This window comes from Embleya scabrispora, assembly GCF_002024165.1.
Classification (GTDB): domain Bacteria; phylum Actinomycetota; class Actinomycetes; order Streptomycetales; family Streptomycetaceae; genus Embleya; species Embleya scabrispora_A.
In genome coordinates this window covers 322,330-336,884 of record NZ_MWQN01000003.1, presented here as the reverse complement: position 1 = coordinate 336,884, position 14,555 = coordinate 322,330, and the positions used below count along the sequence as shown (strand labels likewise).

Annotated in this window: 11 protein-coding genes and 1 pseudogene; 4 read left to right on the top strand and 8 right to left on the bottom strand. The window is 71.3% G+C overall.

All coding sequences use genetic code 11. From position 1 onward, the window contains the following. Nucleotides 1-34 precede the first annotated feature (34 nt). On the top strand, nucleotides 35-502 hold the full coding sequence (locus B4N89_RS37280; protein WP_078980993.1) for an ArsI/CadI family heavy metal resistance metalloenzyme: 468 nt from the start codon (nucleotides 35-37) through the stop codon (nucleotides 500-502). Between the two features lie 37 nt (nucleotides 503-539). Here the strand turns inward: B4N89_RS37280 and B4N89_RS37275 are convergent, their stop codons facing one another. Together B4N89_RS37275 and B4N89_RS37270 are read right to left on the bottom strand one after the other, a co-directional pair. Beyond that, complete coding sequence (locus tag B4N89_RS37275; RefSeq protein ID WP_078980992.1) at nucleotides 540-881, bottom strand: STAS domain-containing protein; 342 nt, start codon at nucleotides 879-881, stop codon at nucleotides 540-542. A gap of 187 nt (nucleotides 882-1,068) precedes the next feature. Next, nucleotides 1,069-2,013 carry a universal stress protein gene (locus B4N89_RS37270; RefSeq protein ID WP_235619172.1) on the bottom strand — a complete coding sequence of 315 codons (945 nt, stop codon included), beginning with the start codon at nucleotides 2,011-2,013 and terminating at the stop codon, nucleotides 1,069-1,071. Nucleotides 2,014-2,506: 493 nt separating this feature from the next. Here B4N89_RS37270 and B4N89_RS37265 point away from each other — a divergent pair. Beyond that, a pseudogene (locus B4N89_RS37265) lies at nucleotides 2,507-3,774 on the top strand (APC family permease). 31 nt (nucleotides 3,775-3,805) lie between these two features. Here B4N89_RS37265 and B4N89_RS37260 read toward each other — a convergent pair. Together B4N89_RS37260 and B4N89_RS37255 are read right to left on the bottom strand one after the other, a co-directional pair. Continuing rightward, nucleotides 3,806-4,276 carry a pyridoxamine 5'-phosphate oxidase family protein gene (locus B4N89_RS37260; RefSeq protein ID WP_078981562.1) on the bottom strand — a complete coding sequence of 157 codons (471 nt, stop codon included), beginning with the start codon at nucleotides 4,274-4,276 and terminating at the stop codon, nucleotides 3,806-3,808. Nucleotides 4,277-4,415: 139 nt separating this feature from the next. Further along, nucleotides 4,416-6,086, bottom strand: a complete 1,671-nt coding sequence (locus tag B4N89_RS37255) for a GAF domain-containing protein (protein ID WP_078981561.1) — start codon at nucleotides 6,084-6,086, stop codon at nucleotides 4,416-4,418. 539 nt (nucleotides 6,087-6,625) lie between these two features. Between B4N89_RS37255 and B4N89_RS37250 the strand changes: the two genes are divergently transcribed. After that, nucleotides 6,626-7,735 (top strand): acetate/propionate family kinase, encoded by a 1,110-nt coding sequence (locus B4N89_RS37250; protein WP_078980990.1) that lies wholly within the window; start codon nucleotides 6,626-6,628, stop codon nucleotides 7,733-7,735. A gap of 71 nt (nucleotides 7,736-7,806) precedes the next feature. On the opposite strand, the gene B4N89_RS37245 is transcribed toward B4N89_RS37250, so the two are convergent. From B4N89_RS37245 to B4N89_RS37235, 3 genes are all read right to left on the bottom strand, one after another. Beyond that, the gene (locus B4N89_RS37245) at nucleotides 7,807-10,176 is read right to left on the bottom strand and encodes a phosphoketolase family protein (protein ID WP_078980989.1); all 2,370 of its coding nucleotides are present in this window, start codon (nucleotides 10,174-10,176) and stop codon (nucleotides 7,807-7,809) included. A 116-nt stretch (nucleotides 10,177-10,292) separates the two neighbouring features. Continuing rightward, the gene (locus B4N89_RS37240) at nucleotides 10,293-10,847 is read right to left on the bottom strand and encodes a DUF4303 domain-containing protein (RefSeq protein WP_078980988.1); all 555 of its coding nucleotides are present in this window, start codon (nucleotides 10,845-10,847) and stop codon (nucleotides 10,293-10,295) included. A 149-nt stretch (nucleotides 10,848-10,996) separates the two neighbouring features. Beyond that, a complete protein-coding gene (locus B4N89_RS37235; protein WP_078981560.1) occupies nucleotides 10,997-12,250 on the bottom strand; it encodes a serine hydrolase domain-containing protein in 1,254 nt (417 codons plus the stop codon). Nucleotides 12,251-12,704: 454 nt separating this feature from the next. On the opposite strand from B4N89_RS37235, the gene B4N89_RS37230 reads away from it, so the two are divergent. Next, on the top strand, nucleotides 12,705-13,073 hold the full coding sequence (locus B4N89_RS37230) for a hypothetical protein (RefSeq protein WP_143658220.1): 369 nt from the start codon (nucleotides 12,705-12,707) through the stop codon (nucleotides 13,071-13,073). A 244-nt stretch (nucleotides 13,074-13,317) separates the two neighbouring features. Here B4N89_RS37230 and B4N89_RS37225 read toward each other — a convergent pair whose 3' ends face one another. Then, nucleotides 13,318-14,505: a GyrI-like domain-containing protein gene (locus tag B4N89_RS37225; protein ID WP_078980986.1), complete on the bottom strand. Its 1,188-nt coding sequence runs from the start codon at nucleotides 14,503-14,505 to the stop codon at nucleotides 13,318-13,320. Nucleotides 14,506-14,555: the final 50 nt, after the last annotated feature.

Sequence of the window (14,555 nt, the reverse complement as noted above, 5' to 3'; positions counted from 1 at the left end):
GACATCGATACAAGCCGATGGGGAGACCACTGTCATGTCCCGTGTGCAACTCGCGCTCAACGTCGCCGACCTCGAGGCCTCGGTGACCTTCTACTCCAAGCTGCTCGGCGTGGAGCCCGCCAAGCGCCGACCCGGCTACGCGAACTTCTCCGTCGCCGACCCGCCCCTGAAGCTCGTCCTCATCGAGGGCGAGGCCGGCCAGGACACCCGCCTGGACCACCTCGGCGTCGAGGTCGGCTCCACCGACGACGTCAACGCCGCCACCACCCGCCTCAAGGACGCCGGACTCGCCACGTTCGAGGAAAACGACACCTCGTGCTGCTATGCCCTCCAGGACAAGGTGTGGGTCCACGGCCCGGGCAAGGAGCCGTGGGAGGTCTACGTCGTCAAGGCCGACGCCGACCGGCTGGGCAAGAGCGGGGCGCCCGGCGCCGACGCCTGCTGTACGGGTGAGGCTTCGGACGCTCCGGCACCCGCCGCGGCCTGTGCGTGCGGCGGCTGACGCCCGGCGCGGAACGCCGGCGAGGAGGGTGCCTTCTTCAGGAGGCGGCCAGGGTCAGGTCGGGGCGGTTGGAATCGACGGTGGGCGCCAGCCCCGCCTCGGTCGCGACATCGCGGGTGTGGGCGTCGGCCGCCTCGTAGGAGACGTGCATATGCAACAGCCCCGCGCCTCGACGTACGGCGGACAGGATCCATGGGCCGCTTTCGTCGAGAAAGGCGGTCTCCCGCAGGTCCAACACCACTTCGCGGCAGTCCCGGCCGGTCGGCACGTTGAGAACCCGCATCAGGTTGTCCAGGACGGCGGACGCGTTTCGGCGGTCGACGCGGGCCGGCAACGTGACGACGAGCCGATCGGTGCCGTGGCGGACGGTGAGCCCCATGAGACGTTCCTGACGTTGAGCCGTTGTTTCGTTACCGGATCGGCCGGTGTCACGGCATCAGTCGCCGTGAACGCCGGTCTCCGCTTCCGATAGCGAGCGCTACCTACCCGGAAACGACGGGTCCACGCGTGCGGGGGCGATGCGTCGAGTCGATGGGTGTGCGTCGGGTTCGGGGTGCGGTGTGGTTTCAGTGACGGTCTCCGGGGTGTGGAGTCCTGTCGGGCTCGGGGTGGTTTCGGGTGGGGATGAGGAGGATGGGGGAGTGGGCGTGGTGTAGGGCCGTGTGGATGGCCCGGCCCAGGTTGGGGCCGAAGCGGCCGGTGTCGCGGTGGGCGGCGAGGACCAGGAGGTCGGCGTCGGCGCTTGCGGTGACCAGTGCGTGGGCGGTGGTGTCGAGGACGGCGTCCTCGGTGACGGGGACGTCCGGGTGCTTCTCGCGGAAGGGCTTGACGGCGGTGGCCAGGGTGGTCTCCGCCATCGTGCGCCAGTCGTCGATGATCGACACGGCCGGGGCGTACGCCAGGCCGCCGGCGAGCGACGCGGGGTAGCGCCACGCGTGGACGGCGTGTACGGGCAGGTTCCGGGCCGCCGCCTGGGCGAAGGCGGCTTCGAGGGCGGGGCCGCAGTCGTCGGCGGAGACGCCGACCACGATCGGCTTCGCGGGACGGTCGGCGGCGGTGTCGTGGTCGGGGTGGACGACCAGGATCGGACAGCGGGCCGCCGCCGAGACGGGGAGGCTGACCGACCCCATCAACAGGCCGGCGAAGCCGCCCATCCCTCGGCTGCCGACGACGAGCAGGGCGGCGCGGTCGCTCGCGGCCTCCAACGTGTCGATGGCGTTGGCGAGTTCGACCGTGGCGAGCACCGGCAGGTCGTGGTGTCGGGCATGTGCGCGGTCGGCGCCTCGGTCGACGATGGCGCGGGCGTTCTCGCGCAGTTGTTGTCCGAAGCGGTCGTCGCCGCCGGCGACTTCGACCCATTCCAGGGCATGCAGCACCTCGAGGGTGGTGTGTCTGCGGGCGGCCTCGTCGGCGGCCAGGTCCACGGCTCGTTCGGCGCCGGGGGAGCCGTCGAAGCCGACGACGACGTGTCCGCGGAGCGGAGCCGGACGGGGGGTCGATGCCTGGGTCACGGTGGGATTCCTTCGCGGAGGTGGGATGCGGTAGGCAGGGGGCGGGACGTCGGGGCCGACCGTGCGCAGATGCCCGTTCGGTGCGGGCTCAGTCGTGGCCGGCGGGTGCTTCGAACATTGCCCGTCCCGCCCGGATCCGAGCAGGGCCATCGGACCCGAGTCCCCGGACCGGACGGCCCTGCCTCGCACGTGGGATCGGCGCGCGGTCGGCGGCGAGCGGCGCGAAGCGCGCCCGGCCCGAAGACAACCGGACCGGGCACGGGTCGGTGTACCGCACGCGGCCGGTGTTCACCGTGGACGCGGGGCGCTCCGCCATTGCCTGTCCCGGCTCGCGGACGACGGCCGCAGTGGCGGTACCGCGAGCCCCCGCGCGCCCGGCTCCCGAGGTTCCCCTCGTCGTCATCCGTACGACATCCCCTTCCGATATCGTGCAGCGCTGTCGAAGTGCCCGCCCCATCGGCTCCCTGCGGCCGTCGTCGTCGAGGAGTGCGCGATGAGTACGCCCGTGGTGCCCGCCGGCGGGGGTGAGCTGAAGCGGCATCTGGGCGTGTCCGACGCCGTGGTGATCGGATTGGGCTCGATGATCGGGGCCGGGATCTTCGCGTCCCTGGCCCCGGCCGCGTCGGCGGCCGGCTCCGGGCTGTTGCTCGGGCTGGCCGTGGCGGCGGTGGTGGCGTATTGCAATGCGACGTCCTCGGCGCGGTTGGCGGCCCGCTACCCGCGGTCGGGTGGCACGTACGTGTACGGGCGCGAGCGGCTCGGCGACTTCTGGGGATACCTGGCCGGGTGGGGTTTCGTGGTCGGCAAGACCGCCTCGTGCGCGGCGATGGCCCTGACGGTCGGCTCGTACGTGTGGCCCGCACGGGCGCACGCGGTCGCCGTCGCCGCGGTGGTGGTGCTGACGGCGGTGAACTACGCGGGCGTACACAAGTCCGCGCTGCTGACCCGGGCGGTGGTCGTGGTCGTCCTGACGGTGCTCGCCACGGTGGTCGTGGTGTGCCTGACGTCGGGATCCGTGGTCGCGGCGCGGCTGGACGTCGGCGCGGACGCCTCTGCCGGCGGGGTGTTGCGGGCCGCCGGGCTGTTGTTCTTCGCGTTCGCCGGATACGCGCGCATCGCCACGCTGGGCGAGGAGGTCCGGGATCCGAAGCGGACCATCCCCCGCGCCATCCCGCTCGCCCTCGGCATCACCCTCGTGGTGTACGCCGCGGTCGCCGTCGCCGTTCTTCTCGTGCTGGGCCCGGATCGGCTCTCCGACGCCGCCGCGCCGCTGGTCGACGCGGTCCGCGCGGCGGGTGTTCCGGGCCTGGCCCCCGTGGTTCGGGTCGCCGCCGCCGTCGCCGCCCTCGGCTCGCTGCTCGCGCTGATCCTGGGCGTCTCGCGCACCACCCTGGCGATGGCCCGCGACCGGCATCTGCCGCATGCCCTGGCCGCCGTCCATCCGCGCTTCCACGTTCCGCACCGGGCGGAGCTCGCCGTCGGCTGCGTGGTCGCGGTCCTGGCCGCCACGACGGACGTGCGCGGCGCCATCGGCTTCTCGTCCTTCGGCGTGTTGGCCTACTACGCGATCGCCAACGCCGCGGCCTGGACCCTCGCCCCGAGGAGGGCCGCCCGGCCCGGATCGTACCCGTCGTCGGCACGTCGGGCTGTCTGGTCCTGGCCTTCGCCCTGCCGCTCGCCTCGGTACTCGCCGGAGCCGCCGTGATCGCGGCCGGCGCCGCGGCCTACGGCGTCCGCAGAACGATCGGCCGCGACACCTGACGGATCGCGGCGTCGGGCGGACGGTGCGACCTCACGCGCCCGAAGAGGGCGCCGAGCCGGCCCCCGTCGCCTGTCCCGACGGCGCACCGGAGCCCGTGGTGTGCCGCACCAGCAGGCCGGTGACGAGCTCGGACGTGATCGAGAACCACGCCTGGTTCTGCCCGTGTCCGGCTTCGGACAGCGGGTGTTCCGGACGTACGACGGCCGCGGGGGCCCGGACGCGGGAGGCGTGGCCGGTGATGGTGCCCGTCCAGCCGGTGAGCGTCGTCGGGTCGATGTGATCGGCCTGGAACGCGACCACCGCGTCCCCCGCGGCCTTCGCGAGCGTGGAGTCGGCGGGCGCGCGGAAGACCACCGACTCCCCGTCGAAGGCGAACGTCACCAAGTGCACGGCCGGAAGAGCGCCCTCGCTGACGACGACACGTCCGACCCGGGCGCCGGCCATCAACTCCAGCGTCTCCCGGCGCGCGAGGGGACGAGTCGTCACGAGGTCTTCGCTCATCCCACCACTCTCGACCACGATCGGGCCCTCCACCAGGGCCGAACGGCCCTGTGCCCGCGCCGAGGGGACCGGGGCGCCCACGTGGCTCGGCTGGCCCGTTCCGCGGACGGTGTCCGGCCGAACGGCGTCGCGAACACGGTCACCTCAGCGGGACGCGCCACTCCACCAGCGCGCCGCCGTCGGGCGCCGGGCCGAACGCGCAGGTACCACCCAGGGATTCGGCGCGTTCCCGCATGTTCCCCAACCCGCTGTCGCGGGTGGGTGCCGCGGGCGGACCGACCCCGTCGTCGCGCACCCGAAGTCGCACATGCTTGTCGTCGGTCTCCACGTGGACCTCCACCCGGCGCGCGTGCGCATGGCGCGCGGCGTTGGCCAGAGCCTCGCGCAGGACGGCGATCAGGTGGACGGCGATGGTCTCGGGGACGGAGGTGTCGAGGAGGCCGTCGACGCGCAGGGTGGGGGCGTAGCCGAGGGCTTCGGTGGAGGCGTCGACTTCGCGCAGGCAGCGTGAGCGCAGTCCGGTGCCGGTGTTCCGGTCGCGGGCCTTGAGGGAGAAGATCGTGGATCGGATGACCTTGATGGTGTCATCGAGGGCGTCCACGGCGGATTCGACGCGCTCCAGGGCTTCGGGGTGGTCGATGAAGCGGGTCGCGCTTTGCAGGGTCATGCCGGTGGCGAACAGTCGCTGGATGGCGAGGTCGTGCAGGTCGCGGGCGATACGGTCGCGGTCCTGGAGCACGGTGAGCAGTTCGGCGTCGCGGCGCCGTTCGGCGATCTCCAGGGCCAGTGCGGCGTGGTCGGCGAAGCCGGTGACCATGCGTACCACCGCGTCCGAGAGCTGGGGCCGTTCCGCCCGGTTGGCGACCTGGAGCACACCGCGAATGCTCTCGCGGGTGCCGAGCGGCAGCAGGAACGCCGAGCCCAGATCGAGCCCGACGGCCTTGGCCACCACCGCGCCCGGGTCGTGACTGAGATCACCGGTGACGATCGTCTCGCCGGAGCCGAACACCTTGCCCATCAGGGTGCTTTCCCCCGACAGGACCAGCCCGTGGACGCCGTCCGCGAGTGGTCCCGACGCGGCCTCCACCACCAGGTCGTCGGTGCCCGCCACCGGCACCGCGAGCGTCACCAGGTCGGCGTCGGCCATCTCCCGGATGGTGGCGGTGAACGAGCGGAGCACGTCGGCGGGAGGTTGGCCGGAGAGCAGGCTGCGGGTGAGATCGGAACTGGCCGTGAGCCATCGTTCGCGGCGGCGGACGTCGTCGTACAGGCGTGCGTTGTCGATGGCGACGCCCGCGGCGGCGGCGAGGGTGCGCAGGACGGCCTCGTCGTCCTCGTCGAAGTCGGCGCCGCCGCGTTTCTCGGTGAGGTACAGGTTTCCGAAGACGGTGTCGCGGATGCGGATCGGCACTCCCGCGAAGGTGTTCATGGGCGGGTGGCCGGCGGGGAAGCCGAACGAGTCCGGGTGTTCGGTGAGGTCGTGCAGGCGCAGCGGGTGCGGGTCGCGGATGATCAGCCCGAGGATGCCGCGTCCGGTGGGGAAGGGGCCGATGCGCAGGATCGTCTCGGGGTCCATGCCCACGGGCAGGAACCGGGCCAGTCGTTCCTCGTCGCCGATCACCCCGAGCGCGCCGTATTCGGCGTCGACCAGGGACACCGCCGACTCCACGATGCGGCGGAGCACGGTCTCCAGGTCGAGATCGCTGCCCACCGACAGCACGGCCTCCAGCAGTCCGTTGACCCGGTCCCGGGTCGAACGCACCACCTCCACGTGCGCCTGGAGCTCGTCCAACAACTCGTCCAGACGCATCCGCGGCAGTGCCGGTCGCTGGTCCGACGCCACATCCCCTCCACAGGAATCGAAGACCGTCGACACGGCTCTCGCGTCCATCGTGTCAAACCACGCCGCACGCGTCTCCTCTTCGTCGAACGGAGCAGAGGATCCGTGACTTCGGTCGACGACCGACGCCGTACCGCCCGATACGGTGGCGGTGTGACAGGCACGGGCGTTCACGACGTCCGACGCCGTCGAAGCGGCCCGGCGCATCCCGGCGTCGCGCCCCGACGTCGCCCTTCTCGTCCGACCGCACGAGGGCACCCTGCAGGTCGCAGCGGCCGACGATACCCACCGGCCGCCCGGACCGCTCCACCACTGGTAGGCGCTCGACGTGGTGGCGGCCCATCCGGGCCCGGCGATTTTCCGTGTGGGTGGGTCCAATGGCCCTGCCGGTCTTCCTCCGGAGGCGGAACCGTCGGTGTAGCGGCATACATGGGCGACGAAACGGCGGGCACACACCGCCCCATGTCCGCGTATCGAATCCGGATCGATCACGAGGGAGTACCGACATCATGAGCACGGAACGAGTCCTTGTCGTCAACGCCGGGTCGTCGACGGTGAAGCTGTCGGTTCTCGATTCGCACGACGCCATCGTGTGCGCGTCGACCCTCGAGTGCCCCGACGAGATTCCGGACGGGGCGGTTTCCGGGTTCCTGCGCGATGCCGGGCCCGTCGACGCCGTGGGGCATCGGGTGGTGCACGGGGCGGCGGAGTTCACCGGTGCGACGCGGCTCGACCCGTCGGTGATCGCGCGGATCGCCGGCCTCGCGCCGTTGGCGCCGCTGCACCAGGGGCGGGCGCTCGCGGGGATCGACGCAGTTCGCCGGGCGCTGCCGGGCGTGCCGGCGGTTGCCTGCTTCGACACCGCGTTCCACCGCACGCTGCCGGCGGAGGCGAGCACGTACGCCCTGCCGGAGGGCTGGCGCACGAAGTGGGGACTGCGCCGGTACGGCTTCCACGGCCTGTCCCACGCGTACGCCGCCCGGCGGGCCTGCGAACTGGCGGGCGTGGAGGCGGCGTCGGCGCGGGTGGTGAGCTGCCACCTGGGCGCGGGAGCCTCCCTGGCGGCCGTACGCGCAGGCGAATCGGTCGACACGACCATGGGGTTCACCCCGGCCGAGGGCCTGGTCATGGCGACCCGGGCGGGCGATGTCGATCCGGGTCTGATCCTGTGGCTCCAGCGCCGCGGCGTCACCGTCGACGACCTCGAACAGGCGCTGGAGCACGGCGCAGGCATGGCGGCGCTGGCCGGCCACGGCGGGGACATGCGGGCCATCCGCGCCGCGGCCGAGGCGGGCGATCGGCGCGCCGCGATCGCCCGCCGGATCTACGCCTACCGACTCCGGACGAGGATCGCCGCCATGGCCGCCGCGATGGGCGGCCTGGACGTACTCGCCTTCACCGGCGGAGTCGGCGAACACGACGACGCCGTCCGGGCCGACGCCGTGCGCGAACTCGCCTTCCTGGGCGTGCGCCTGGACCCGCGCGCCAACGCCGAGGCGTGCGGCGACGCCGACGTGAGCGCCGGCGACGACCCGGTCCGCACGGTCGTCGTCACCGCCCGCGAGGACATCGAGATCGCCCACGAGACGCGTTCACTCGTCACCTCCGGCCGCATGTGACCCCGCCCCTCGGCCGTCGGCCTCGCCGAGGGTGATCGCCCGCCCGGCCCGGCCGGAGGTCCCGGTTCGGCTCAGGGTTGCGGCTCGCGGATGTCCGTCGACCAGGTCCAGTCGCGTACTTCCGGCATGTCCTCGCCGTGTTCGAGGATCCAGGCGCGGTGTCGGGTGCGGGCGTCGACCATGGTTTGGCGTACCGTCGCGGCGTGGGTGGCCAGGCCGGGGACGCGGTCGATGACGTCGATGACGCGTTGGTAGCGGTCCATGTCGTTGAGGACGACCATGTCGAACGGGGTCGTCGTGGTGCCGTACTCCTTGTAGCCGCGTACGTGCAGGTGGGCGTGATTGTGGCGGCGGTAGGCGAGGCGGTGGATCAGCCACGGGTAGCCGTGGTAGGCGAAGATCACCGGGACGTCGGTGCCGAAGAGGGCGTCGTATTCCCGATCGGGCATGCCGTGCGGGTGTTCGGTCTCGGGAACCAGTCGCATCAGGTCGACGACGTTGACCACGCGTACGCGCAGTTCGGGGAGCCGGCAGCGGATCAGGTCGGCGGCGGCGAGGGTCTCCAGGGTGGGTACGTCGCCGGCGCAGGCCAGGACGACCTGCGGGTCGCCGTCGTCGTTGGAGGCCCACTCCCAGATGCCGGCGCCGCGGGTGCAGTGCAGGACCGCCTCGTCCATGGTGAGCCAGTCGGGAGTGGGGGTCTTGCCGGCGACGATGACGTTGACCAGGCCGCGGCTGCGCAGGGTGTGGTCGCCCACCGACAGGAGGGTGTTGGTGTCCGGGGGGAGGTAGACGCGGACGACTTCGGGGCGCTTGTTGATGACGTTGTCGACGAAGCCGGGGTCCTGGTGGGAGAAGCCGTTCTGGTCCTGGCGCCAGACGTGGGAGGTGAGCAGGTAGTTGAGCGAGGCGATCGGTGGGCGCCAGTCGATCTCGCGGCAGGCGTGCAGCCACTTGGCGTGCTGGTTGAACATCGAGGACACGATGTGGGTGAACGCCTCGTAGCAGGAGAACACGCCGTGTCGGCCGGTGAGGAGGTAGCCCTCCAGCATGCCCTGGCAGGTGTGTTCGGACAGGATCTCCACCACGCGACCGTCGGGGGCCAGGTGGGCGTCGAGGTCGGTGACGGGTTCCTGCCAGGCCTTGGCGGTGGCGCGGTAGACGGCGCCGAGGCGGTTGGACTCGGTCTCGTCCGGGCCGAACAGGCGGAAGTCGCGGCGGTTCGCGGTGCGGGCGAAGACCTCGCGCAGGTATTCGCCGAGCGCGCGGGTGGGTTCGGAGGAGGACGCGCCGGGTTCGGTGACCTCGACCGCGAAGTCGTGCAGGTCCGGCAGCGGCAACTCCCGCACCAGGGCGCCGCCGTTGGCCTCGGGGACCGCGCCGAGTCGGGTGTCGCCGGCGGGGACGTTGGCGAGCACGATCGGGGTGGGGTGCCCGTCGGCGTCGAAGAGTTCGTCGGGGCGGTAGGAGCGCATCCACGCGTCGAGCAGGGCCAGGTGCTCCGGGTTTTCGCGCACGCCGGCGAGGGGGACCTGGTGGGAGCGCCAGGTGCCCTCGACGGGGGTGCCGTCGACGGTGCGCGGGCCGGTCCAGCCCTTGGGGGCGCGCAGCACGAGCATCGGCCACCGGGGGCGGCGCTGGGCGGTGGCCTTGTACGCGGCGATCTCGTCCAGCGCCTCGTCCAGCGCGGCGGCGAAGTCGGCGTGTACGCGGGCGGGTTCGTCGCCCTCGATGTGGATGGGGCGCCAGCCGTACCCGGTCAGCAGCGCGTCCAGCTCCTCGCGCGGCATGCGGGCGAGCAGGGTGGGGTTGGCGATCTTCCAGCCGTTGAGGTGCAGGATCGGCAGGACGGCGCCGTCGGTGCGGGGGCTGAGGAACTTGTTCCCGTGCCACGACGCGGCCAGTGGCCCGGTCTCGGCCTCTCCGTCGCCGATCACGCACGCGACGACCAGGTTCGGGTTGTCGAAGGCGGCGCCGAAGGCGTGCGAGAGGCTGTAGCCGAGTTCGCCGCCCTCGTGGATCGAGCCGGGCACGCCCGGGGCGATGTGGCTGGGTACGCCGCCGGGCTGGGAGAACTGCCGGAACAGGGTGGCCATGCCGGCCGCGTCCCGGGGGACGTTCGGGTGGCGCTCGCTGTAGGTGCCGTCCAGCCACGACGCGGCGAGCGCGGAGGGGCCGCCGTGTCCGGGACCGGTCACGTGCAGGGCGTGGGTGCCGCGTTCGCGGATCACCCGGTTCAGGTGGGCGTAGATCAGGTTCAGGCCGGGGGAGGTACCCCAGTGCCCGAGCAGTCGCGGCTTGATGTGCCCGGGCCGCAACGGCTCGGCGAGCAGCGGATTCTCCCGGAGGTAGATCTGCCCCACCGCGAGATAGTTCGCCGCCCGCCACCAGGCATCGACCATCGCCAGATCCGGTGCCGCGGGAGTCGTGGCCATCGTCATCGCTCGTCCTCTCGTCCGTCGCCGTGGTTCCGCTCATGCCCACGCTCGCGCTTCACCACATGTGGGGTGAAGGGCCGAACGGCCCTACGGGCAGGGGCCACACGGGCGACCTCGGGCTACCGGGGGTTTCGGAGTGGGGTTGTGGGCGAGTTCGCGGCCACGTATGTCGCGGCGGCTGTCGGAGGATTCAGGGCGGAGGCGCGGGCGGCGTTCTCGGCATCGTCACCGGGGACCTCGACGACGGCGACGATGGACAGGCGTTGCTCGCCGTGGCCGAAGAGCCCTTCCGCGTCGAGGCGGGCCATTGCCGCGACCATCGCGCGCAGCCGGAGTTCGAACTCGGCCTCCGCCTCGTCGTCGGGGAGTTCGAAGACTTGCGGTCGGGCGTCGAAGAGGCTTCTGATCGGGGCGAGGTGACGCTCCCCGTAGGTGCAGAAGGGCGAGTCCGCGTAGGACCACCGCAACATGTCGGCCTCGGTCGCGGATCCGCCCGCCGCGGTGGCCAGGGCCTGGCTCGACCAGGCCGACAGCGACGGGCCGAAGGCCTCGCCCGGCGTGACCAACGCGCAGTAGTAGAAGTCGTGTTCCGGGAATTCCCGGAACAGGTCCGAGACGGCGGCACCGGCGGCCCGGTACACGGCTTCGGTGAGATCCGCCTCGGTCGGTATCACGTCGACTCCCTCGCGCGCATGAGTGCGGAATCCCGGCGGGCGCCGTCCGCAGGTAGCCAACTCTCGCAGACGGATACGAGCGGACGCGGGAGTCGATGTCGTGAGTGGAACGTTTCGCGGTGTCGCCGTGCCGTCGGTGGGGGCGTGTGTCACCGTCTGCCGGTGACGGCCTGGATCTCCCGTTCGATGATCTCCTGGAAAGGCACGTCGTCGTGATTGCCGAGGATGACGCCGACCCAGCCGGTGTAGGGGTAGATGTTCCAACTGGCGACGCTGCCGGGATTGACTCCGGCGCGCCCGATCACCCACTGACCGTTGATGAGGCTGACCGGCAACGTGTACGCCCCGAATGACGCGTCGGCGGGCGTTGCCCGGCTGCCCCGCCCGTTCACCTGGGGGCCATGGGGGATCTTGGCACCGGTGAACAGCTCGGCGTAGGGCCGGTCCAGCACCGTGCCGTCGCCCAGTGCGTGCGCGAACCGGATCAGGTCCGGCGCGGTGGCGAAGCCCCCGTCCCCGGGCGGATCGATGAAGCCGCGGGCCGGGTTCTTGCCGAGCTGGTACGGGTCGGGGCTGCCCTTGTCGAGGTTGCGGACGGCGTCCACCCGGCTGCCGTCGCTCTGGCGCATGTACGAGTGTGCGATGTGCTCGTCGGTGAGCCACTGCGGCCTGGTGTAGAAGGCCGTGCCGGTCATGCCGCAGCGCCCGAAGAGGTGTTCCTCGACGTAGTCCCAGTACGTCGTGCCGGTCACGGCCTCCACGATCATCGCGGGGATGGCGACCTCTGCACCGGCGTGCTCGGTGGGAGTGCCGGGGGCCGACACCAGCTTCGCCTGCCGGGCCCACCGCTCGCAGTATTCGTGCATCTCCTCCCGGCTTTGGAAGACGCGCTCCAGGTCCTCATCGGGGGAGTTCAACCCGGACGTACCGGAGAGCAGATGGTGGATGGTCACCTGCCCGGCGATCTCCGGGGCGAAGCCCTTCAGGTAGGTGCCAACCGTGTCCCACAAGTTCACCTTGCCCCGCTGCGCCAGTTGCAGGATGGCCACCGCGCCGAACGGCTTGCCGGCCGAGCTGAGGTTGAACGCGGTGCCCTCGTGGTTGCGGATCCGCTTCTCCCGGTCGGCCATGCCGTAGCTGCGCGAGAGCACCGTCCGGCCCCGGTGCGACAACATCACGACGCCGGAGAACTTGTCGTCGGCGGCCAGGTTCGCCACGTACCGGTCGTAGGCTCCGCCGGGTCGGGTGTCCGGCGGGATGTCGGCACCGGCCGGGGCGGGGTCGGCGTGGCCGGGTGCGGCGCCCACGAGCGGCACACCGATCGCCGCCGCGCCGGCCGCCGCCACCCCGCCCCATCCGAGGAGCCGCCGTCGGTCGACGCCACGTACGGAATCCGGATCCATGATCACGGTCCTTCCCGATCGATCCACCTGCTTTGGATGTGCTGTGCGCCGTGCCGTCTCCACGAAACTCGGAGACCTGTCGTGGTGGCGTATGCGTTTTTCGATACATCCGCGATACGCCGCGGATTCACCCAATCCGGATCGGTGGGAACCGCCGCACGTCCTGTGACATCGGCGCGCGTCGGTAGGCGAGAACCGGCCGGCAACGGGGGAGCGGGATGGTGGTGGGGTCGGGTCCTCCGGGGAGCCTTACCGAGTGGGCCGGGTGCTTGGGATCCGGTTTCGGCGCCCGTGGTCCCGTTCTCGTCGGCCGGCACGACGGTGGTATGCCGACGCTCGCGTGTAGAACGACCGTGGTGGGGATGGATCCACCCCACGTTTGACGTGTCCGGCCGGCCCCGTGGATAGCGTCGTCCTGCCATTGCACAACCGGTGACAGACGGGAGACAGGACCATGAAACGACGCATGACCATGGGGCTCGTCGCGGCGGCAGCCTTCGCGGCATGCTCCGGGACGGCCGTTGCCTCGGCGGCGCCCGCCGCGCCGTCCGGGCAGGTGAGTGTGCTGGGGCGATGCCCGGAGACGAAGGACGTCCACGTCAACGGCGGCGAGGCGCACTGGACCGTTTGGTGTTCGGGCGGCCGGGTCTACGTCGACGGCTACGTGAAGGACACCAAGGCCGACGGAAAGTGCGCCGAGGTCTACGGCAGCGTCGGCTCGGTGGCGGTCAACAGCGCCAACGCCTGCCCCAAGAACAACAAGAAGACGTTCGCCTGGAACGCGCCCGGCAACAGCGTCGCCCTGTACCTGCGCCTGATCTGATCCGCAGCGCCGGGCGTTCGGCCGTGATCCGCAAACGGGTCACCGGTCGTCGCGGCCCTGAACCGCGGCGGGCCCGACATGCCGTCCGCTTCGGACATGCGTCGAACGCGTTCCGCCCCCGGTCTCGACGCCGGGGGTGGAACACGTTCGAGCGCATCCGCGCCGGCGACGTCCTTCGGTTCCGCGTGCCGCTCGGCTCGGCGAAGGTCGCCGTGGCTTTTCGAAGTACCGGCAACGGCATCCGTTACCGGTCGACGGGCTGGACCGGCTGGCGCAGGACGGTCTTCATCTTCTCGGGGGCGGTCTTGCGGGGGTCGCTGAGGTAGATCTCGTGGTGCAGGCCCCCGTGCCGTAGGGAGTTGGCCTCGAAGTAGGTGTGGTGGAGCTCGTGCAGGACCGGCGCCTCGTCGTCGTAGGGGCCGATGTGCAGTACTTGGGCGCTGGGCCCTTCGTGGAGCGTCAGGTGGCGTATCTCGGAGATCGCGGGCAGCTTCTTCTTGGCGAGCGCCGTGTCCTTGGCCTCCTCGATCATCTTCTTCGTGATCCAGGGGGGCATGGCGATGAGCATCGTCCAGTTCCAGCTGTCCTTGGCGCGGGTGGTGAAGACTTCCGGCCGGTCCGCCCACCACAGCCCCTCCAGCGGAGCGACGACGAAGTCGCCGGCGTCCGTCCGCTTGGCGGCGAACTTCAGGGTGTAGGCGACCGAGTACAGGGCCGCGACCGCGTCGGCGTATGCGGATGAGGTGTTCGGATCCCCGGTGCCGTCGATGGCGATGAACCGCTGCTCGGGGACGTCGACGATGGCCCAGGTGGTGTTCTTGGGTGCGTACAGATCCTTGTGCTCACGCTTCACGTCGTACGGAGTCACGGGTGCCGCACCTTTCCGGTCGTGGGGTGGTGTGTCGAGCGAGGCTCGGTAGTCGGACAGCCACTCGGCCTCGGCCGACAACTGGCCGAGGGCGTGGTCGAAGATGGCGCGGACGAAATCCGGGGCCTGCCGGTCCGCGCCGGCGGTTCGGCCGACCTGTTCGATGCGTTCGGCGAGTGCGCGGGAACGCCGATCGAGGGCGGCGAGCAAGCGCTCCCGGTCGATGGCCGGGGCGTTGGCCAGGCCCACCAGAATGCGTGGGAACACCGGATGCAGTTCCGCGATGGCCTCCTCGGCCGCGGCGGCGCATGCCCGGTGCCCTTCGGGGGTCGCGGTGTAGACCTTGCGCGTCTTGCCGCCCGCGGATCGGGTCGGATCGGTCGGGGTGATCAGGCCCCGTTCTCGAAGTCGGGTCAGCAGGTAGTAGATGGAGCTGAAGCCGATCTCCGTCCATTCGCGCATGCCGCGCTCGGAGATCACCTCCTCCAGTTCGTAGCCGTGCCTGGGTTGCTCCACCAGCAGGCCGAGCAACGTGAGCTCGGCGGCGGTCATGCCTCGGTCCATGTCTTTATTCTAGTACTGGAATAAAGGTCCCGGGGTCGCGCCGGTCGCCG

Bases quoted from the DNA above. Each gene is read 5' to 3' on its own strand.
- B4N89_RS37260 (WP_078981562.1), bottom strand. From the start codon at position 4,276: ATGAGCGAAGACCTCGTGACGACTCGTCCCCTCGCGCGCCGGGAGACG.
- B4N89_RS37250 (WP_078980990.1), top strand. From the start codon at position 6,626: ATGAGCACGGAACGAGTCCTTGTCGTCAACGCCGGGTCGTCGACGGTG.
- B4N89_RS37245 (WP_078980989.1), bottom strand. From the start codon at position 10,176: ATGACGATGGCCACGACTCCCGCGGCACCGGATCTGGCGATGGTCGAT.
- B4N89_RS37235 (WP_078981560.1), bottom strand. From the start codon at position 12,250: ATGGATCCGGATTCCGTACGTGGCGTCGACCGACGGCGGCTCCTCGGA.
- B4N89_RS37255 (WP_078981561.1), bottom strand. From the start codon at position 6,086: ATGCGTCTGGACGAGTTGTTGGACGAGCTCCAGGCGCACGTGGAGGTG.
- B4N89_RS37230 (WP_143658220.1), top strand. From the start codon at position 12,705: ATGAAACGACGCATGACCATGGGGCTCGTCGCGGCGGCAGCCTTCGCG.
- B4N89_RS37280 (WP_078980993.1), top strand. From the start codon at position 35: ATGTCCCGTGTGCAACTCGCGCTCAACGTCGCCGACCTCGAGGCCTCG.
- B4N89_RS37275 (WP_078980992.1), bottom strand. From the start codon at position 881: ATGGGGCTCACCGTCCGCCACGGCACCGATCGGCTCGTCGTCACGTTG.
- B4N89_RS37225 (WP_078980986.1), bottom strand. From the start codon at position 14,505: ATGGACCGAGGCATGACCGCCGCCGAGCTCACGTTGCTCGGCCTGCTG.